The 19,212-nt window shown below is 59.8% G+C and carries 16 protein-coding genes and 11 pseudogenes; 13 read left to right on the forward strand and 14 right to left on the reverse strand.

Annotated features, from left to right (window positions below):
- Positions 1-52 precede the first annotated feature (52 nt).
- Positions 53-891 (forward strand): annotated as a pseudogene (locus AMK02_RS32590) (HAD-IC family P-type ATPase); the annotation flags it as partial.
- A gap of 77 nt (positions 892-968) precedes the next feature.
- Here the strand turns inward: AMK02_RS32590 and AMK02_RS23455 are convergent.
- Complete coding sequence (locus AMK02_RS23455; protein ID WP_008534144.1) at positions 969-1,790, reverse strand: universal stress protein; 822 nt, start codon at positions 1,788-1,790, stop codon at positions 969-971.
- A 129-nt stretch (positions 1,791-1,919) separates the two neighbouring features.
- On the opposite strand from AMK02_RS23455, the pseudogene AMK02_RS23460 reads away from it, so the two are divergent.
- Positions 1,920-2,375, forward strand: a pseudogene (locus AMK02_RS23460) (pyridoxamine 5'-phosphate oxidase family protein).
- A gap of 151 nt (positions 2,376-2,526) precedes the next feature.
- Here the strand turns inward: AMK02_RS23460 and AMK02_RS32235 are convergent.
- Positions 2,527-2,661: pseudogene (locus AMK02_RS32235) on the reverse strand (alcohol dehydrogenase); the annotation flags it as partial.
- Positions 2,662-2,683: 22 nt separating this feature from the next.
- Between AMK02_RS32235 and AMK02_RS23470 the strand changes: the two are divergent.
- The 3 genes and pseudogenes from AMK02_RS23470 to AMK02_RS23480 all read left to right on the forward strand — a co-directional run.
- A pseudogene (locus AMK02_RS23470) lies at positions 2,684-2,926 on the forward strand (alcohol dehydrogenase); the annotation flags it as partial.
- A gap of 108 nt (positions 2,927-3,034) precedes the next feature.
- Positions 3,035-4,390 (forward strand): trypsin-like peptidase domain-containing protein, encoded by a 1,356-nt coding sequence (locus tag AMK02_RS23475; protein WP_016737390.1) that lies wholly within the window; start codon positions 3,035-3,037, stop codon positions 4,388-4,390.
- 123 nt (positions 4,391-4,513) lie between these two features.
- Positions 4,514-5,161, forward strand: a complete 648-nt coding sequence (locus AMK02_RS23480; RefSeq protein ID WP_029532346.1) for a BON domain-containing protein — start codon at positions 4,514-4,516, stop codon at positions 5,159-5,161.
- Here the strand turns inward: AMK02_RS23480 and AMK02_RS23485 are convergent.
- A complete protein-coding gene (locus AMK02_RS23485) occupies positions 5,127-6,005 on the reverse strand; it encodes a response regulator (protein ID WP_016737392.1) in 879 nt (292 codons plus the stop codon). The genes AMK02_RS23480 and AMK02_RS23485 overlap by 35 nt on opposite strands.
- Before the next feature lie 765 nt (positions 6,006-6,770).
- Between AMK02_RS23485 and AMK02_RS31870 the strand changes: the two are divergent.
- Positions 6,771-6,917: pseudogene (locus AMK02_RS31870) on the forward strand (hypothetical protein); the annotation flags it as partial.
- 220 nt (positions 6,918-7,137) lie between these two features.
- Here the strand turns inward: AMK02_RS31870 and AMK02_RS23490 are convergent.
- Positions 7,138-8,190, reverse strand: a complete 1,053-nt coding sequence (locus tag AMK02_RS23490; RefSeq protein ID WP_008534153.1) for a type III polyketide synthase — start codon at positions 8,188-8,190, stop codon at positions 7,138-7,140.
- A 270-nt stretch (positions 8,191-8,460) separates the two neighbouring features.
- On the opposite strand from AMK02_RS23490, the gene AMK02_RS23495 reads away from it, so the two are divergent.
- From AMK02_RS23495 to AMK02_RS31875, 3 genes are all read left to right on the forward strand, one after another.
- On the forward strand, positions 8,461-8,670 hold the full coding sequence (locus AMK02_RS23495) for a CBS domain-containing protein (RefSeq protein WP_008534154.1): 210 nt from the start codon (positions 8,461-8,463) through the stop codon (positions 8,668-8,670).
- Between the two features lie 154 nt (positions 8,671-8,824).
- Positions 8,825-9,082: a BON domain-containing protein gene (locus tag AMK02_RS23500; RefSeq protein WP_008534156.1), complete on the forward strand. Its 258-nt coding sequence runs from the start codon at positions 8,825-8,827 to the stop codon at positions 9,080-9,082.
- A gap of 39 nt (positions 9,083-9,121) precedes the next feature.
- Positions 9,122-9,265 carry a hypothetical protein gene (locus tag AMK02_RS31875; protein ID WP_016737394.1) on the forward strand — a complete coding sequence of 48 codons (144 nt, stop codon included), beginning with the start codon at positions 9,122-9,124 and terminating at the stop codon, positions 9,263-9,265.
- Between the two features lie 592 nt (positions 9,266-9,857).
- Here AMK02_RS31875 and AMK02_RS23510 read toward each other — a convergent pair.
- The 6 genes and pseudogenes from AMK02_RS23510 to AMK02_RS32695 all read right to left on the reverse strand — a co-directional run.
- A pseudogene (locus AMK02_RS23510) lies at positions 9,858-10,258 on the reverse strand (transposase); the annotation flags it as partial.
- Between the two features lie 178 nt (positions 10,259-10,436).
- Positions 10,437-10,761, reverse strand: a pseudogene (locus AMK02_RS30415) (xanthine dehydrogenase family protein molybdopterin-binding subunit); the annotation flags it as partial.
- The gene (locus tag AMK02_RS23520) at positions 10,758-11,519 is read right to left on the reverse strand and encodes an N-acyl homoserine lactonase family protein (protein ID WP_004674371.1); all 762 of its coding nucleotides are present in this window, start codon (positions 11,517-11,519) and stop codon (positions 10,758-10,760) included. The gene AMK02_RS23520 and the pseudogene AMK02_RS30415, both read right to left, overlap by 4 nt.
- A gap of 1 nt (position 11,520) precedes the next feature.
- Positions 11,521-11,799, reverse strand: a complete 279-nt coding sequence (locus tag AMK02_RS23525; protein WP_008534159.1) for a (2Fe-2S)-binding protein — start codon at positions 11,797-11,799, stop codon at positions 11,521-11,523.
- 604 nt (positions 11,800-12,403) lie between these two features.
- A pseudogene (locus AMK02_RS32245) lies at positions 12,404-12,622 on the reverse strand (FAD binding domain-containing protein); the annotation flags it as partial.
- Between the two features lie 200 nt (positions 12,623-12,822).
- Positions 12,823-12,981: pseudogene (locus AMK02_RS32695) on the reverse strand (transposase domain-containing protein); the annotation flags it as partial.
- Positions 12,982-13,190: 209 nt separating this feature from the next.
- Here AMK02_RS32695 and AMK02_RS23530 point away from each other — a divergent pair.
- The 4 genes and pseudogenes from AMK02_RS23530 to AMK02_RS30435 form a co-directional block, all read left to right on the forward strand.
- Positions 13,191-13,658, forward strand: a complete 468-nt coding sequence (locus AMK02_RS23530; protein ID WP_004674376.1) for an avidin/streptavidin family protein — start codon at positions 13,191-13,193, stop codon at positions 13,656-13,658.
- 205 nt (positions 13,659-13,863) lie between these two features.
- Positions 13,864-14,103: pseudogene (gene tnpB, locus AMK02_RS32485) on the forward strand (IS66 family insertion sequence element accessory protein TnpB); the annotation flags it as partial.
- 326 nt (positions 14,104-14,429) lie between these two features.
- Entirely contained in the window at positions 14,430-14,717 is a 288-nt protein-coding gene (locus AMK02_RS23535; RefSeq protein ID WP_008534161.1) for a hypothetical protein, read from the forward strand.
- Positions 14,718-14,764: 47 nt separating this feature from the next.
- Positions 14,765-15,432: pseudogene (locus tag AMK02_RS30435) on the forward strand (IS66 family transposase zinc-finger binding domain-containing protein); the annotation flags it as partial.
- A gap of 77 nt (positions 15,433-15,509) precedes the next feature.
- Here AMK02_RS30435 and AMK02_RS23545 read toward each other — a convergent pair.
- The 4 genes from AMK02_RS23545 to AMK02_RS23555 all read right to left on the reverse strand — a co-directional run bounded on the left by AMK02_RS23545 (position 15,510) and on the right by AMK02_RS23555 (position 19,205).
- Complete coding sequence (locus tag AMK02_RS23545; RefSeq protein ID WP_004674379.1) at positions 15,510-15,902, reverse strand: hypothetical protein; 393 nt, start codon at positions 15,900-15,902, stop codon at positions 15,510-15,512.
- A gap of 26 nt (positions 15,903-15,928) precedes the next feature.
- The gene (locus AMK02_RS23550; protein ID WP_016737399.1) at positions 15,929-17,878 is read right to left on the reverse strand and encodes a multicopper oxidase family protein; all 1,950 of its coding nucleotides are present in this window, start codon (positions 17,876-17,878) and stop codon (positions 15,929-15,931) included.
- Positions 17,879-18,358: 480 nt separating this feature from the next.
- Positions 18,359-18,481 carry a hypothetical protein gene (locus AMK02_RS32490; RefSeq protein ID WP_009982859.1) on the reverse strand — a complete coding sequence of 41 codons (123 nt, stop codon included), beginning with the start codon at positions 18,479-18,481 and terminating at the stop codon, positions 18,359-18,361.
- Between the two features lie 22 nt (positions 18,482-18,503).
- Positions 18,504-19,205 carry a RibD family protein gene (locus AMK02_RS23555; protein ID WP_008534164.1) on the reverse strand — a complete coding sequence of 234 codons (702 nt, stop codon included), beginning with the start codon at positions 19,203-19,205 and terminating at the stop codon, positions 18,504-18,506.
- Between the last annotated feature and the right edge of the window lie 7 nt (positions 19,206-19,212).

Below are 19,212 nucleotides of genomic sequence, written 5' to 3' on the forward strand. Positions count from 1 at the left end.
CCCCGGCCAGCGCCGGGCAGGCGAAGCGCTGATCTACATAGCAAGGGGGTCAATCGAGAAGATCGCGGTCGGCGACGTGCTCCTGATACGCAAGGGCGACGTCGTACCGGCCGACGGGGCTCTCGTCAGCGAAGTCGCGACGATCGACCAGGCGGTCCTGACCGGAGAGCCTTTAAGGGTGCGCATCGCGAGGGATGGCAACATTTCAAGTGGCGCTACGAACGAGGGGGACGTGATCGAAATCCGCGTTCTAAGTCGCGCCGAGACAGCACCTATGCCGGAATACCGGAATAGTGAGGCTCGTGGAAGCATCGAGGCGCTCCAAGGCGAAGCTGATGCGACTGGCCGACCGGTTCTCGGTGTGGTTCTTGTTCGCCACGGTAGCGATTGCAGGCGTCTCGGCGTTCATGTCCGGAGACCTGTCAAGGATCGTGGCCGTGCTGGTCGTCGCCACGCCCTGTCCGTTGATCCTGGCCGTACCCGTCGCACTTGCGAAGGAGGGCGTTCTGGTGAAGGGTGCGGGACCTCTCGAGGCACTCGTCCAGGCCACCGTGGCGGTGTTCGACAAGACGGGGACGCTCACCGCGGGACAGCCCGAAGTCGGCCACATCGAGGGATCGGAGCATCCTAACAGGATCCTGCGGCTGGCCGCCTCGCTGGACCAGGCGTCGGGGCATGTGGTCGGACGCGCGCTGGTGGACGAGGCGCATAGACGTGGGTTGGGAGTGAGCCGCCCATCGGAGGTGACCGAGACCGCGGGATCCGGAATCGTCGATGGCGTGCGCGTCGGCGTCGGAGGAGACGCCTAACGGGTCAGGCAGCGCAATGCGTGTCAAGGTAGTGTTTGACGGCACGCCGGCTGGCACGATCACGCTCGAAGACCGGCTTCAATACCTTCCGCCAGTCGGCGGGGCATTGCTTTAGGAGGCCATCGACGTCGCGGTCATTCTAAACGCCCTTCGCGCCCTCTAATGGGCGAGAAGCACTAGTAGCTCGGCCTTGACGAGAAGTTCTCGAGTGACGCCGCCGAGGATGAACTCACGAAGCCGCGAATGGCCAAATCCGCCCGCGACCAGAAGGTCCGCCTTTCGTTCCAGCGCGGCCGATTGGATGGCGCCTGTCGCGGTCTCGCCGCCTGCCTGGATCGATACGTCATCCACGTCGAGTCCCGAATGCTTCAACGAAGAGATCAGGAGGGCGCGGTTCGCCTCGTCGATCTCCTTGTCGTCGGTGATCGAGATGACCTGCACCTTGATCGCGCGTTCGATGAAGACCCGTGCGCTGGAAAGGGCGCGCGCTGCGGTGGCGCTGCCGTCCCAGGCGACGGCGATCGTGTCCACACGAGAGTAGACGCTGGTGGCTGGAAATAGCACGAGCGGACGGCCGCTTCCGAATAGCAGCGTTTCGGAGAGTTGCCGGGAGAGCTCCGAGGCTTCGACGATGGAAAGGTCGTAGCACTTGGCAATTTCAGAAAAGCGTTCATAGACGAACGGTTCCCTGACCTCGAATCCGTGGATTCGCACCTCGAAGCCAGTTTCCGAAATAGCGTCGGCGATGTGTCCCCGCAGCGAAGTCCCGCTGTCCCGGCTATACCGTTCTGCTTGTCCCCGCCATGTCTCGACATCGATAACGGTGGGAAAGGGCGGATGGACCTGGGGGATCCGGACTTGTGGGATACTGGCGACGAGATGGGCGTCATTCTGCCTAGCGAGGCCGATAGCATTGTCGATTATGGCGAAGGAACTCGCGTCGGGATAGGTCGACAACGGGAGATGGAACTGCGGCTTCATGCTTGCCTCCTGAGGTTTAACTTCCGTCATGATGCATGCCGCTGAGAGAGTTCGCATTGCGCTTGGTCAAGGCCGCGGCGCAATGAAGCTCCTATAATCGCGCCTTCATCGAAGCTGGAGGACACGGCCATGACGATCAATCTGACGGAGATCAACCCCGGTGAGTGCTACCGCATCCTGGAGAACGAGCGTTTCGGTCATCTGGCATGCTGCAAGGATGGGCAGCTCTACGTGGCGGCGATCTATTTCGCCTTTTCCAACGGCGTCGCCTATAGCTTCACCATGCCCGGCAAGAAGCTCGACTGGATGCGGGGAACGACAAGGTCTGCCTACACATCGAGCAGCGTTCGAGCGCCGGCGGGTGGACGAGCATCGTCGTCGAAGGCAGGTTCGAGGAATTTCCTGACAGCGAGGCGCGACAAAGCGAACGGCTCCACGCGTGGTCTTCTCCAAAAGTATTCGGACTGGTGGGAAATCGGCTCTATAAAGCCCCAGGAGTTCCCCATGCCCGATGGCTCTCCTCATGTCTTCTACGGCATTGCCGTCACGGCCGTGTCGGGACGCAGTGCAGTCAGAACGGAATGACCGTCGATGCTCGAGCCGAACCCGCATCCCACAATCGGAGCACCACATGCCATATCTACGCGGCCTATATCCAAGCGCCACATCTAATTTCACCTCGCACCCGCGTTTCGCGCGGGCGCTCTGATTCAAGACGAGATCTTTGCCGGTCGGCAACCGTTCCGCCCTTCCGCACCACGTCGAGCGCCATTGGCACGAGCTCGCCGGCCGGCGCGAAGATGATGGCGGCGTCGAGCGGCACCGGCGGCCTTTCACCGGAAAACCCGGTCCAGACGGCGCCAAGATCAAGCGTGAACTTCCGTCCGGCCTCGTTGGTCTGCGGCGGCATCGACATGTCAGACATTCCGAGCATGCCCTATCGTCTGCTCTGGGGCGAGCGGCGGGTCGTCTCGGTGGCGAACCTGACGCGGAGCGACGGGGCGGAATTCTTCTCGATCGGGAAGGCGGCAGGGGTCAGATGCTTCACCAGCGTCTACCCCCTCGAGCATGCGAACGAGGCTCTCGACGATCTGCGCGCAGGCCGTGTCTCTGGAGCCGCCGTGATCGTTCCGTAGCCGATGTTCCCCTTGACAAGGATCAATGCGCTTTGCTTGCGCTACACAAAAGCTTCTTCGTCAAGACGTCCGCCGACAACCGGCGGCGCTTCCGCAAGGAGATCAGAGATGTCGCGTTCGTTGCTCGCCTTGGCGGCGCTCTTCATCGCAGGTGAGAGCCTATTGTCGGCTCCAGCCGTTGCAGACAGCCTGTCGCTCGCGCCGATGCTCCAGCGTGTCGTGCCGAGCGTCGTCAGCATCTCGGTGCAGGGCAGGGAACTCGACGACGCGGATGCAACGCTTGCTGATCCCTTCTACAGAAAGTTCTTCGGACTACCTGACGACGCTGCGCCGGCAGAGCACAGCTTCCAATCGGCCGGATCGGGTGTCGTCATCGACGAGGTCCACGGCTACATCGTCACCAACCAGCATGTCATAGCAAGCGCCTCAAAAATCGAGGTGGCGCTCTCCGACGGCCGACGCTTCCAAGCGAAACTTGTCGGCGCCGATCCCGAGACGGATGTCGCTGTCGTTCAAATTCCACCTGATCATCTTGTTCAAGCCGAGTTTGGAAGCGCGTCCTCGCTTCACGTCGGCGACGTCGTCGTGGCGATCGGGAATCCCTTCGGCCTGGGCCAGACCGCGACGATGGGCATCGTAAGCGCGCTTGGGCGCCGTGCCGTGGGATCGGAGGGGTACGAAGGATTCATTCAGACGGACGCGTCGACCAATCCCGGCAATTCGGGCGGCGCGCTTGTAAGCGAGGACGGCGTCGTGGTCGGGATCAATAGCGCGATCATCGGCCCCGCCGGAGGAAGCATCGGCATCGGTTTTGCGGTCCCAGCCGAGACTGTCGGCATCGTGATGCGGCAGCTCATCCTGACCGGCAAGTTGGTACGCGGCGAGGTGGGAATTTTAACGCAGGACCTGACGCCCGGTCTCGCAAAGGCGTTCGGCGTCGATGAAGGGGCGGGCGCGCTGGTCAGCGAAGTCCTTCCGGGTTCACCGGCGGCAAATGCAGGAATTCAGCCGGGCGACGTCATTCGGATGGTCGACGGAAGGACGGTGCGCGGCGCGTCCGACGTTCGAAGGCTTGTGGGATCGCTACCGTTGCAGTCCAAGCCGTCCTTCCAGATCGACCGCGCGAGCCGAAGGATAGAAGCATTTCCCGTGGTGTCCGACGCACCGGTTGCCGAACCGGCTGCTTCGCGTACCATTCATATCGCCCGCGGCCCTCTCGCCGACGCCGAGATGGCGAACTCTCCCGATGGTCCCGGCGCCCGCGTCGTCGTCGTCGCCGAGGGTTCGGTCGCGGCACAGGCCGGCCTGCAGCCGGACGACGTTATCGTCGCTCTCGACCAGCAGCCGGTGACGGACGTCGGGCAACTCCTCTCAATACTCGTGAAGGAGCATGCCCGTGCTCTCATCACCGTCGTGAGGAACGGCCACCGCCTCTTCGTGGCCGCTGACGTGCAGACCCAGTAGCAGCCCGCAGACCGTGTTCTGTCCGCTGAAATTCCAAGGTCGCTCTCGTGCTTGATGAAGATCAACGACGAAAATCTGCGGCGCTGTCACGATCGGCACGTCGCAAACCTGAAGGAGGTTGTCATGAACGACATTCAACTCAGACAGAACATTCTCGACGAAATGGAATTCGAGCCCAGCATCGACGCGGCTGATATCGGCGTCGCGGTCGATAGCGGGATCGTCACACTGACTGGTCACGTGCGCACCTACGCGGAGAAAGAAGCCGCAGAGCGCGTGGTTAGTCGCGTCAAGGGCGTGCGCGGAATAGCTGCCGATATCGAGGTCCGGATTTTCGGGCCGAAGGAAACAGACGACGACGACATCGCCCGGCGAGCTGTCAAAATGCTCGACTGGAACGTTTCCGTGCCAAAGGATTCGGTGCAGGTGGGGGTCCTCAAAGGGTGGATCACCTTGCGGGGAGAGGTCGAGTGGCAATATCAAAAGAACGCGGCCTACGACGCCGTGCGGGATCTCGCCGGCGTAGTAGGGGTGTCCAACCTAGTGGAGCTGAAGCCGCATATTACGGCGGTGGATGTCAAGAAACGCATCGAGGATGCTTTCCAGCGCGACGCCGCTCTTGAGGCCGATGCAATCAGAATCGACGTCCAAGGCAGAAAGGTAATCCTCTCCGGCAAGGTGAAGACCTGGTCGGAACGGCAGGCGGCGGAGCGCGCTGCATGGTCCGCTCCAGGGATCAGCACTCTCGACGACCGACTGACGGTCGGGTGATCGAATATCGGGATTGGCTAGACATTACTGCTCTGCCCACACTCAGCAGCAAGGGCGCCGCTGAGCGCCCTTCGCATAGAGCCCAATTTCCTTGATCGACTTGCGCGCAGATCTCGTCTTCGGAACGAAATTCCGCACCACCCGTTGCAGAGCCTCCGTCGCGAGCACAAGGCGACCATTGATGTTCTTGGAGAGCGACCTTGGGTGGCGACGTAGGCTGGGATCTTCCGCGAAGAAAGATATGAGTCCCCGCAACGGCAGCGCGATTGAGGTTTGGGTTTGATTTTTCTAAATTGAAATCCTGCTGTCGAGCAGAATCGCTATTAGGCCTCGTGGCGAGCAGCAGCCTGAGACGGGTCGACATCTCCGATGCAGTGTACGGCTTCTTCAGCCAGCCGGCGCCCGCTTCGATCTCCTTGTCCGCGGCATGGGGTTCAGAAAAGCCCGACGTCAGGAGAATTTTCACCCTCGGCCAGCGCTCCCGGACATTCCGGGCCAGTTCGTCGTCGTTCATTCCCGGCATGGCCACATCACTGAACAGGAGCGCTACGTCATGCCCCGCCTCCAGCTCCTTCACCGCGTCGATCCCGTTCGTAGCTTCGATCACGAAGTAGGCAAGCGTCTGCAGGCGGCTGACCGTCACTCGGCGAACTCTCGCGTCGTCCTCGACCACCAGGATAGTTTCCGTGCCCCGAGGCGGGGCTTCCTCAGCCCGCTGCTCGTTCGGATGAGAATCCTTTCCGGCGTCGGCGCGTGGAAGAAAGAGGCGCACCGTCGTCCCTTCGCCAAGTTCGCTGTAGAGCTGCAGGTGCCCTGCGGATTGCTTTGCGAAACCGTAGACCATGCTCAGCCCAAGCCCCGTTCCCGAGCCCGTCGGTTTCGCGGTGAAGAACGGTCGAAAGCCCTCTCCATCACATCGGACGTCATTCCGGTGCCGGTGTCGGTCACGGAAATGAGGACGTAGCTGCCGGGGCGGATCGCCGGGTACATCAGGACATAGTCGGAGTCGATCTTGCAACAGAGCCCTTGCAGGCGGGCACCTCAAAGCAGACAGGAGCTGCGATGGAGGACAAGGCTTCGCAGGTTCTATCGAGCACGAAATACAGCACTGCTACCAAGCAGTTGGCAGGATCCGTGCTCTCACAATCCAACAAAAAGCGCTGATGAACGAACAAGAACTTTCGAACCAGTTTCTGTTGTTTTTCCCGGGCTTCTCGTCAACCAGTCTTATTCCGTTTCCTGCCACCTTAACTCATCATCTTCCGGAAAAGCGGCAGTTGGTTGCGAACATCCAGTGCCTCGGTCGGTGGACTCCGCTGAAGCGCCTATTTGAAGTCACTCTGCCCCAGATACGCTTCAATGCAGCTAGGAATGGGAAGCGATGAGCAAAGTGCGTAGGAGATCAAAGTTTCCCACTCCTTGTGGCCTGCCGAGGTCGGCGATCGATGACAGGCGTAATCGAGAGACACTGGCCCCCGAGACATCAATCCCGCTTGGGGGAGACGTATCTGACAACGTTGGTTGTAAATCCGCTTTTGTTTGCCGATGCACATTCAGTGCCATGGCTGGATCGCATGGTTCAGATACACGCAGATAGACATCGCGACCGATCGCGCGCGTGCCCGGCCTCGCCGAAAAGGTGCCAGATGTGACGGCAGCCTTGCATGCAAAGCTCGACGAGCACCGGGCGTTCGTGCGGGAGCGTGGAGAAGACTTGCCGGAAATCCAGAATTGGCGCTGGGCACGCTCCTCCTAGTGCGACAGAGGACCGGATTGGGTAGCGACTACCACCAGCCATACTGCCGCAGCTACGCCGGCACGCAAGAGAAAGGATTCGAGTGCGAGGTGGCAACCTCGCCTTCGACTTGGGGTGTCCCACGGCAATCGCAGCCTTTGCAGCGTCAGCTACGTGTTTCGAGTCCTGTTCGTTCTGCAAACGATGCGATCTTAAAACGTCCTGGAGAATGATCGCCGGGTCATGCTGCAGCCGTCAACGAGAGGCAGCTAAGGGTGAAGCCCGGTCCCATCGCCGTCAGGACAGTTCTCCTGGGTAGTCCTTGCGCAAGAAGCTTCTCGAGTACGAACAGCGCGGTTGGCGAGGACATGTTCCCATAGTCCGAGAGAACCTCACGTTCCTGGTCGAGGGTTCCCTGGCTTAGTTTAAGCGCCGATTCCAAGGCGGTGATAACCTTTGATCCACCGGGGTGGCACGCAAACCGGTCAACGTCGGCAGGAGCAAGATCTGATCGGGCGAGTATGGACGTTACGCCCTTCAGCACATGAGTTTCGGCGAACGGTGGTATCGCACGATCGAAGATCACGCCCAGACCCTCCGGATCGACGCTCCATCCCATGATGTCTAGCGTGTCGGGCCACGTATGCTGGCCTGCAAGTTCGACCTCGGCCAGACCGGTCTCACTAGCACGCACCACGCAGGCGGCGGCCCCGTCGCCGAAGAGGGCGGTCGCCACGATGTTCGCCTTCGTAAGCTTGTCCATGCGAAATGCCAACGTGCAGGTCTCGACGGCGACCACCAGCACGACTGAGCCTGGCCGGGATGCCGCCAGCCGTGACCCGATTGAAAGCCCAGAGACTCCGCCGGCACAGCCGAGGCCAAACACGGGAACCCGTTCGACATCGTCCCGGAAGCCCAGTTCTCGGCTTACCCTCGCTTCCAGACTAGGTGTCGCAATACCAGTCGAGGAGACGGTTACGATCGTGTCGACATCGCCTGCTGCAATGCCCGCCGACACGAGAGCCTTGCTGGCGGCGGCGACGAACATTGCACCAGCGCCCTCGATATGAGCGAGGTTTCGTTCGGGCCATCCCGACGTCTCGAGATACCACTCGATCGGCCGGACGGCATAGCGGCGCCGAATTCCCGAGGTTTCGAACACCCTTGCCAGCTTTTCGAAATCGCCAAATCGCGATGAGAACGCGGTGTGCGAGGCTCGCGCCGCGTCACGCTGGTCGATGACATGTGGCGGAACGGCGGTGCCGACGGATACCAGCTTGACGGGTTGCTGCATAAGACTCCTTGCGACGGCGCGGGAAGAATTTGGTACGCCGCGCGAGGACGAGACCGAACCGTAACGCCTCGATCCTCAATAAGTTGCAATGCGGGCGAGCCTGACGCCGCACTTCGTCGGAAGGCTTCAGAGACGACGACGCGTGAAGGATGCCTCCCGCGGCTTCGTGTCTGCCTTGATCCACGTCAATGCGCTCAACAAGTTGGCTCCGTAATTGTCCGATCGAAAAGGAGACAGCGCGATGCTTGCTAGAGACATCATGACGACCCCGTGACGACGCTCGACGAGGGACACAACGTCAGGGAAGCCGTCGAGATCGTCAACGCCAGCAAGATCGGCGCGGTGCCCGTCATCGATGGCGAAGGGCGGCTCACCGGCATCGTCACCGGGGAGACCTGCTGCGCCGGGTGGCGTCATCCTGGGCGAGACGGGCGGTACCGCATACGCGCGACCGCGAAGATGCACTGGCGGACTATGTGAAGGCCCGAAGCTGGCGCGTCAAGGACGTGATGTCGACGCCCGTCGTCAGCGCCGCCCCGAGCGCAACCGCGAGCCAGCTCGCAGAACTCCTGCAGGCCCACGACATCAAACACCGAACGGCAGACTCGCCGGCATAATCAGCCGTCACGACTTGATGCGAGCGCTTCTCGATGTTCGACGGCAGTGTACTGCTTCCGGCGACGAGGCCCTAGGGACGGCCGTTCGTGGCCGCCTGGAAACCGAGTTCGAAATAAGGTTCCCCATCGTCAATGCGACCGTCTCCGACGGGGCAGTGACCCTGAGGGGAGAGGTCGAGACGGAGCTGGAATGCTCGGCGGCCAGGGTGGCGGCGGAAAGCATCCGCGGCGTCGGCGGCGTGGTAAACAACATCACCCTGGATACCGCATGGTGAGCTCTCTCAAACTATGAAATCGTCCCTGGAGTTTCCGTCATGTTTGTCAGGGTCATCGCAGACGCCGTCGTGTCGAGGCTTCTCCTCGTCATCCTGATCCTCATGGTGGGGACGGTCGTGAGCGTCCTACTGGTGAGGCCATCCGACGACTCCCGAACCGGGCGCGTCGAGCGCTCTCTCTGACCCGTGAGTGCGCGATGAACATCTGGCCCTCCAGGATTTAATTGTCCGGCCGCGTCCCGCAAATGGCGCGACGGATTCGATGCTCTCCGAACTATTCGGCTTCATCTGGCTGATGGGAAGGCGTCATCAGGCGTTGGTCGCAGGGCTGTCCCTGGCTCTTTTCGTTATCGGCGCGGCGCCTCTCGAACTCCAGCGCCGGATCGTCAATGAGGCGACCGAGCAAGCGTCATACCGGTCTCTTCTCTTTCTCGTCTCCCTCTATCTCGCGGTCGCAGTGTTGAAGGGCGCGATAAATTCACCTCCAACCTCTAAAGAAGCTGGGTGGGCGAAAAAAGCACGCTTTGGCTCGGGGCGCGCGTTCTGCATCGGGCCGAGACGCCGCCATCGGAATCCACGCTCGAGGGGGTTGAGCTGTCGATCGTCTTTGCGGAAGCGGAACCGGTGGGCAGTTTCGTTGGGACCAGCATCTCCGAGCCGCTACTCCAGATCGGCATCCTTGTCACCGTGGGCGGTTATCTGATCTATCTCCAGCCGCTGATGAGGATGGCCGTCGCAGCCACCTTCGCCCCGCAGATTGCGTTCGTCCCGATGTTAGGCTGCTCACCTGGCTTTTGGAGATGCCGCTCATACCCATGGCCTTGACCAAGTCGTCGACAGAACGAGTCGAGATTCCCTGGATATGCGCTTCCTGGATAACGGCCGTCAGAGCTTTCTCTGCCATGCGGCGCGGTTCAAGGAAGCTCGGAAAGTAGCTGCCTTTGCGCAGCTTCGGAATGCGAAGCTCGACGGTGCCAGCCCGCGTCTCCCGATGTCACGGTAGCCATTGCGTTGTGCGAGCCGCATCGAGTTCTTCACACCGAAGTCTGCACCCGTAGCCGAGCCTACTTCCAGCTCCATCAGCCGATCGGCAGCAAGACCGATCATCTCACGCAACAAATCTGCATCGGCACTCTTCTCAACAAGGGAGCGCACGTTCATCATGTCATTGGTCATCGGTGATCTTTCCGTCAGGTTGGTCTTGAACAACCCGACCCTAGCGGAAAAACACTGATGGCCGCCCGCAAAGCCGGTCACCCGCTACAGCGCAACGAGAAGCGCGCGGGCGCTCGGCTTTACTCCCTACCGTCACCTACGCCACGTACTGGGACACGATCCGATAGAACGGCCACCTTTTCCCGCGTGCAAGTGGCCATATGGGGGTGGCGTAATAACCAGGCATACGCGAGGTCGGTATGGCAGGTTTGATCTCTCCTTCCAGGTCGCTCGCGTTATAGATCGCGACGACGCCGGGCACCGAGAACGCATCGCCGACATCGATGTTCAGGATTCGGGCATGTGGCTGGTCGGAGCGTCGCAATGCGATATGCAACATACCGCGGCGCCATGTCATCGACATACTGACCAACACCCGTCAGCAGACGTGGATCTTCGGTGCGCTTGTCCCGCTTGCCGACAAGTTTGGGCCGCAGCTCGACGGAATGGTCCTGCTGGCTCATTCGTAGAACTCCACACCCTTTCGCAACTCTTGCCATTGCGCGTCGTCGTGGCCGAAAATGATAGAAGCTCCCCGCTCCCGAAGAGCTTTCAGGCGAGCGAGTGCCTCTGCGGCGAGTTCGATGTTCCAAGTATTTCTCGGAGCGATACCGGTGTCGACGCTCGCCTGGAGCGGGGCAGCATCTGAAGCGAGTATAAATGAACCATCTTTTTCCAGCTCGACACGGGCGACGGTCATTCCGGGGGTATGACCCGGCATGGGCAGCAAGACGATGCGCCCGTCGCCAAAGACGTCATGCTCGGCATTGAAGGTCTGGAAACCCTGGGGCTGGTCCCATTCTCCTCGAAGATAGCCTTGATTTTCTGCACCGCTTGCCGTGGCGGCCTGCGCCTCCGCTTCGTGGCAGAGGATCGTTGCGCGCCGAAAGTACGCGTTGCAGCCGCAATGATCGGGATGCAGATGTGAACAGATCACAACATCTATGTCCTCGGGATCGAGAGCAAGAGTCTTCAACTGATGAACGACCGTCCGCTCTGGCGAAAAGATCGGGGTCATAACCTTGCTTAACCCACCCCATCGCGCGCCTGGATCGATGGCGGCCTCTGGATTGCATCCGCTATCGAACAGCGCGTTGCCTTGGGGATGGCGCATCAGGGTGGCGTGAACCGGCAATTCAATCGCTTCTTCCTTCAGCGCCCCAGGGACGTAGATGGACCGGCGCATACGAAGGCGGCCGGCCTCGAGAAAATGCATCTTCATCTTAAGGTCCTCTCTTGCTAGCCAGTTCGCGGACGGCGTTGACGATGTTTTCATAGCCCGTACAACGACAGATGTTTCCTGAGAGCGCTTCCCTGATCTTATCATCGGTTTCCAGCGGATGGTGGCGAAGAAGGTCGATGATCGCCAACGATGAAACTGGGCCTACAAATTCGCATTGCAGGCCATGATGCTGGCGGAACGCTTCTTGGATTCGTCCGAGTATCGACGCTTCCCTGGCCATGGTTTCGATTTCGCTCCCGTCTGCCTGCACTGCAAGCATCAGACAGGAGCGTGCGCTCCTTCCATCGAGAATGACGGTGCAGGCACCGCAAACGCCATGTTCGCACCCGACATGGGTTCCGGTCAGGCAAAGGATCCTGGCGCAGGAAGTGGCTCAGCAGCGTTCGTGCTTCGATCGTGCGCGTCATATACGCTTCGTTGACGCTGACGGTGATCGTCTTCTCACTCATCTTGCTTGAAGCCTTTCGTGGTTCGCGCGGCTCCAGGCGGCGCGAAGGGCCCGTTTGGCAAGGACGCCTGAGAGATGCCTGCGGTAATCTGCAGAGGCATGGATATCCGTGTTGGGCGTGAGGATTCCAGCCAGGCGATCCGCCACCGTATCGAGAGCCGGCTCGGAAACATCCGTCCTCGATGATCTCTTCAAGCCGCAGCGGGGTTTCACCAACGCCCATCATGCCAACGCGAACGTCAGACGCCCTGCCATCTACACAATGCAGCGTCGTCGCAAAGCAAGCGAGTGCGAAGTCCCCGTGGCGTTTTGCAAACTCCTCAAATCCCCATCCGGCATCCGGTCTCATCGCGTCGAGCTCGACGCGAATTACAAACTCGTCCGGTTCCAACGAGTTGACCAGCGATCCGACAAAAAAATCGGCTGCAGGTATTTCGCGTCTGCCGCGCTGAGAGGAGGCGATGACCGTCCCACCGAGGAACCGTGTCATCATCGGCATCTCGGTCGCTGGATCCGCATGCGCGACGCTGCCGCCGAAGGTGCCGCGGTTGCGCACGGTCATATGGGTGACGTGATGCATCGCCTCATGCACGATCGGCAAGTGTTGGCGGATGATCGGGTCTGTCGCGGTCATGTGATGGCGTACCGTCGGCGCCGATTCTCACCCGATCTCCGTGCAGTTCGATCCGATCTCCATGAACCGACGTTACTACGCGCGGCGCCCAAAATCCCGCGGCCCTGCTCGGATGGATACGATCTCTCTGAGCAGTTCGAGGTTCTCGCCGGTCATGGTGGCCACGTCTTCGATCGTGCAGATATGCATCGAACGAGCCATCAGGCGGCCTTTTGCGCAGTGGAGACCGTCGGAAGCATATTCCACGGCAACAGGTCTTCAAGCCTATCTACCGGTTAATCTTTGATCTGGGTTAGGACGTCCGTGAGGTAGCTCTCGGGGTTGCGGCCATGCAGTTTGTCCGTTCCAATGATGGTCAAATATTAGCGTTGCGCTATCCCGTTCGTAATTTGCATCGTGTAAGTCTTCACTCCTGATGCTCGTTCTCGGGCCGCGCCACGCAACGCGCGGCCCGTCTTTCGGTTTTCTCAACCCGGGAAATTGCTACTCGGATTGATTGATTATTACGAGTTTATATGCAACCTTCGGTACGATCGCCGACGGTCGGCGCACATCAGGAGGAAAAACCATGATCCGTACTAATGCAGTTGCAGCACTTGTGTTTGCTGTAGCAACCTCAGCTCTTGCTTTCGATGCAAGCAACTTCAAGGATTTTTCAAGCATCGCATCGGCTTCCAGCAGTTGGCAGAACCAGTCCGGCTCGACGATGATCATTCAAGTCGACTCGTTCGGAAATGTCTCCGGCCAATATGTAAACAGAGCCCAGGGCACCGGATGCCAGAACTCGCCCTATCCGCTAACAGGAAGGGTAAACGGGACGTTCATCGCATTTTCGGTCGGCTGGAACAATTCGACGGAGAACTGCAATTCCGCAACCGGATGGACCGGCTACGCACAGGTCAACGGCAACAACACTGAGATAGTCACGAGCTGGAACCTCGCTTACGAAGGCGGCTCCGGTCCGGCCATTGAGCAAGGACAAGACACTTTCCAGTACGTGCCGACGACTGAGAACAAAAGCCTCTTGAAGGATTAATCTCCTCTGCCCTGCCGGCGCTGGCCCGTCAGAGATTGTGGAGCAAGAATTCATCGAATATGGCCAAAGGCTTAGACGAAGCTGCTTTCCCTGCCGAATAAAAGCGCCGCGTGCTCGTCCGCGCGGCGCAAATCCTTATTTGATGAGTTCAATGCGGCCAAAACTTTCCGGACAAAAGTAAGCATCCGAGGATGCGCCGCCTTGGGGCAAACGCGGCGATCTGATCAAGGTCGTTTGGCACGATGGCCAGGGGGCCTGCCTGTTCACGAAAAAATTGGAGCGAGGAAGGTTTATCTAGCGTGACGGCCAGGGCGCTTGTCTGTTCACGAAGAAGCTGGAGCGCGGCCGCTTCATCTGGCCGTCAGCCGCTGACGGCACGGTGGTGATCACACCGGCGCAGCTCGGTTATCTGCTCGAAGGTCTACAGAAATATCCCTGCTTGTGAGTCTGACGAATCATCACCGGACAAGATCGAGGTGCTGGATCCGAGCCATCCGTTATTTGGACGCCCCTTTAATGTGATGCGTGAGGTGGGACGTAGAGGCGGCAACTTCGCGCCGTCGTATGAGGTTGAACATCGTGGTGGATCGACCTTGCTGATACCCGTGTCTGCGACACAGGGATATGTCGAAGCCTGAAATACTGACGCGCGAAGGACACCATTCGCCCAATTGTGAGGAGAAGGTTTTGCCAATCACTGTGCAACGCCTCCGCCTTGCAGCGGGCATCTAGGTAAAGGCACAGCGCAACAGATGGACACACGAACCTAGTTTGCTCAGCGCCGTACAACTTGCCGCCAGGCTCGATATTCCCGTCAATTGGATTTACGTTCAAATCAGGCGGAAGCGCCTGCTCATCGACCAGCAATCAACCGGAGCATATTTGTTCCAAAATTCCCCAGCGGTCGTCAACGCGGTTCGCGACCTTCGCAACCGTACCATTCATCAACTCGATCTGAGAATCATTCAGCCTCACCAGGAGGGGCATCAACATGCGTTGTCGCTGGAGGGAATTGACTGGCGCGCACGGCAGGAAACCTGGCGCCCCAGCCGGGTTTGACTCAATTTTTGCATTGAAATTGTTGAGAAATCTGATTCAATGTCGTTATGACATTGCCGCCGCTTACCCTGCCATCGGACCTTGCCAGCGCTCATCCGGCGCTGCTGGCCGAACGTGCTGCGCGGCTGCAAGCTGAGGCGGACGCGGCCAACGCGAAGGCGCGGCTGTCGAGCATTGAGGCGCTCAACGTGCATTTGCAGTTGCTGACCGGCAAGCTGGAGCGCGAGAAGCACGGGCCGCGCCGCGAGCGCACGCAGCGGCTGATCGATCAGTTGGAATTTGCAGCTCGAAGAGCTCGTGGCGTAGGCCGCCGAGGACGAACTGAGCGTCCAAGAGGCCGCGGCCAGAACGCAGTCCGTGCGCGCCTTCGCCCGCAAGCGTCCAGTGCGCAAGGCGTGGCCCAAAGACGTCGAGCGCGCACGCATCGTCATCGAAGCGCCGACGGCATGTGCCTGCTGTGGCGGCTCGCGGCTGTCGAAGCTGGGCGAGGATGTGACGGAAACGCTGGAGGATATCCCGCGCCGATTCAAGGTGATCGAGACGGTGCGCGAGAAATTTACCTGCCGCGATTGCGAGGCGATCAGTCAGGCTCCCGCACCGTTCCATGCGACGCCCGCGCGGCTTCATCGGCCCTCAGTTGCTGGCGACGATCGTGTTCGACAAGTTCGGGCAGCACATCCCGCTGAACCGCCAGAGCACGCGGTTCAAATGTGAGGCATCGGTCCGTCGACCTAGACCCTGGCCGGTGAATGTTGATCCGAATGTCTTCGAGCTGCGGCAAATGCTGGAGCATCACTGTCGCACGGCATACCAGGAGGCAACGTAGCCGGCTGCGGCGACCCCATGCGAATGCGGGACGTCGCGGACGATGCTACCGACAATGGCGTCCCTTTGATCGACGCCATTCGGCCAGTTCGGCACGATGTAGCCGCGATAGCTGTAGATCCAGGTCTCGCCGGCCACATCGCCCTTTCCAGTGAATTGCAGCTCGACAGGGTCTCCCGGACGCACCGTACCGGTCAATTCCAGCGACCACCCGGGCCCACCAATGGTTCCGCCGACCTTGCGCCGAGCCAACTCGGTCAGCACCAGCGTTCCCTGGCCAAATTCCAGTGCATTGAAATCAACCGATAAATCGGGATTGTTGATCAGGCTGCGATAACTCCAAGTGCCAGTGAAGCTCATAGTTCCTCCCAATGGCGATCGACGCCCTAATGATGGCCGGAAACGGTGCCACCCTGGCCGTCCGGCAGGGTGATCCTGATGTTCTGCATCATGCCCTGGTCCTCATGATCGAGGATGTGGCAATGCAGAACGAACTCGCCGATATAGCGCTGGTAGTGCGTCCGCACGGTGATCGTGTAGCGCGCCGACGGATCGGTGCCGGGATTCTTGATCCACAGCGTGTCCTTCCAGACATTTTTCAAGCCTGGATATTGCGGATCGCCGTCGTCATCGGCGCCAAGCGCGCTGACATCGTTGCCGGCCGCATCGACAATTTTGATGATCTGAAACGGATTGACATGGATATGGAATGGGTGGCTGACGAAATCCGAGCGGAGCGTCCATTCGTCGACTCCGCTCAGCGGCAACGTCCGGTCGATGCGGTTGGGATCATAAGGTTTGCCGTCAACCTCGAAGAAGGTGGCACCCGGCTGTTTCACATCGATGTTAAACACCAGTTGCTGCTCGCCGGTGACCTCGCCCGCGTCGATGTCCGGATGGGGAATAAAGCTTGAGAGCGACATCTCGTTCTTGAGGTCATCGATAACCTTGCCGGCGACATTCTGTGACATCGTGCGCTCAGCCGCCGAAATCAGCCAATCCTGAAGATAGGTGCCGATCTCGCCATTGACGGCATGGCCGCCTACTGCAGTGACTATGCCGAGAAGCCGTCGGCTTGGAGCCTCCTGGTTGACGCTGGCCGCTGCCGGTGCGGCGCCATCGATGATGCAGTAGTCACCCGCTCCTGGCAACACCACCAGCGCGTCAACGCGGTAGCCCGGTTGCAGGATCGCTTGCTGCCGCATCTGCACCTGCGCCATTGTCAGCCCGTCCTGGGCCACCACCCCATACGGAATAGTATCCTTGCCGCAATTCTGGTCGATCCATCTGTCGGTGTCCGCTGCCGCAAGCGTGCGGAACGCGGTCGTCCCGGTCTTGCGCCGGATTTCGAAATTGATGGTGTCGCGAACCCCGGCGTGTATCATCCGCCACCGCTCGACCGAGCCAGCCTCCGCTGATGCCAACTGACCAAGCACCTGGCCGTTGACGCTGGTGAAGCGGCCCGAAGCCGGCCAACTGCCAGGTCCGAACTGATCGTAGCTTTCGATGCCGCCCACCTGTCCTGGCTGGCAATCATAAGTGATGTCGCCATTGTTATCGGTGCAAGCATATTGAATCTGCTGTAGCACCAAAACCCGTTCGGCGATATCGGAGCCGCCCGGCTGCTTCAATAGGCGGTCTATATCGCCAGTCTCGGTCGGTGTCGGCATGCGATCGCCACGGATGATCAACGCCCCGGACATGCCACTCGACACCTGCAATGCGGTTGATCCGTGTAGGTGTGGGTGATACCAGAAGGTGCCGGCGGGATGCTCAACGGCGATGTTGTATTCATATTGGAACGAAACGCCGGGACGGATTGAGATCAGCACATTATCGCCATTGCCAGACGGATTTACCCAGAGACCGTGCGAATGCAGGTTGGTACCGTTGAAGCAATGGGGGGTATTGGCACTGCCACCGCCGATGCCGCAGGTGGAATCCTGAGGGAACAGGTTGTGAAGCGTTACCCGCACCGTCTGACCGGGCCGTAGATCGATGGTCGGTCCAACCAATGGCGTGTCGGCACCGGATAAGCCGGTCTGGCGGGCGTCTTGATAGCCGCGCAGTTTAACGTGGTCGTAGCGCGCCGTGGCCGGATTGTAGATCTGTCGGTCGAGATAGGTAGCGTTCATATCGAGCAGAACCTCGCCCGGAAATGTCTCCCGGCTTTGTTCGAAGGTTTTCAGCATCCCCTGGGATTTTGTGATAGGTTGCAGCATATAGGCCAGGGGGTTAGTCACGGCCCTGGCCTCTTGAGCGACTGCGAATAGCGCATGGGTGACCGAAAAAACGCTCGCCATACCGAAGATCGCAATTTTGTCAGACACAGACAAACAACCCTCCCAAACCTCTGCCCGGAGTTTTGTTCTCCCCGGGTCGAACCGCATCCACAAAGTTCTACTGCGTCACCATGCGTTCACCTGCAATTCGACTTTGACTCGCGCGCTTTCTCGGGAGAAGACAGCTGCCGCCGCGCGACGAGAAAGTTTCAAGACTCATGCCACTCTGGCCGGATCGAGCCTCAGAAGGAATCTTGTGCCTATGCTTCAAGGACTTCCACGAGAGCGCGGTAGGAAGTCGGGCGGAACAGCACCATGGCGCGCACCTGACAAACCTGACAGCAGGTGTAGTAGGCCCGACATTTTTGTGGGGAGCATCGTTACGTGCGGCAATACGCGTCTCACCTTGTTTGTTTGTCGAGCTGCACTCGAGCAACGCCTTGACGCTCATATCGCGGTCACCGCCGCGGGCATTAATGTCGGCGTCACATACCGTTCATCACACCGCCTAATCGGAGAGACACCACGGGCAGACTACGCCAGTTCTTCCGGCTCTCTGCGCTGCGCGATGATCTCGAAACAAGGTTGCTTGCTCAGGAGTATCGCGCCCTGCTCCTCGACGATCATTTCGACGACGGCAGGAGGGAGCCCTTCCACAATCTTCTCCTATGGACGTCTCTTATGGACGTCCAACGCGATATCTCAGATGCACGGAGCCGAGGCCAGCGGCTTCGGCGCTGATAAACGTGAGCCTCGCCCTGCCGGCAAGCCCATCCTCGCCGCCCTCGAATATGGCCGGTGTATTCGACTTGCCTCCGATCGCAGGGAAGATGACCAGGCTGACCTCGTCAACAAGACCCGCCTTCAAGAAATGGCCATTGGTTTGCGCCCCGCCTTCCAGCATCAAGCGCTTCACACCGAACTCGGTTCCAAGAAGGTCAAGCGCGTTTTTCAGATCGACGCCATCTTTCTCCGAGACGATATAGGAAACGCCAGCCTGGGTGAGGCCCGCCAGGTAAGCATCATCCACGTCAGATCCTGTCAGGACCACAAGGTGAGCTCCGTCAATGTCGCTCTTGTCCCAGCGTAGCCGACCGTCCTTATCCACGATGACAGCGAACTCGCCGGCGTCCGGGTTGGCGATATGGATCGGTCGCGCGGCTGTGCCGGTTGCTTGATAGGGGCGGTCGACGGCGTCCGCGAACTCTTCTCCCGTCGCTCTTCCCGAAAGCCAGGCGTCGGCACCGATCTTCTCATGCAGGCCGTCATAGATCTTCACGAGCTCATCGACCGAATGGCCGGTTGCCTCGGCCCAATCATTGACGATCAATCGGCCATCCAGCGGCGACATCATGTGACAGATTACATAGGGTCTGGGCATTGGATTA

It is taken from the genome of Rhizobium sp. N731, from assembly GCF_001664145.1.
Taxonomy (GTDB): domain Bacteria; phylum Pseudomonadota; class Alphaproteobacteria; order Rhizobiales; family Rhizobiaceae; genus Rhizobium; species Rhizobium esperanzae.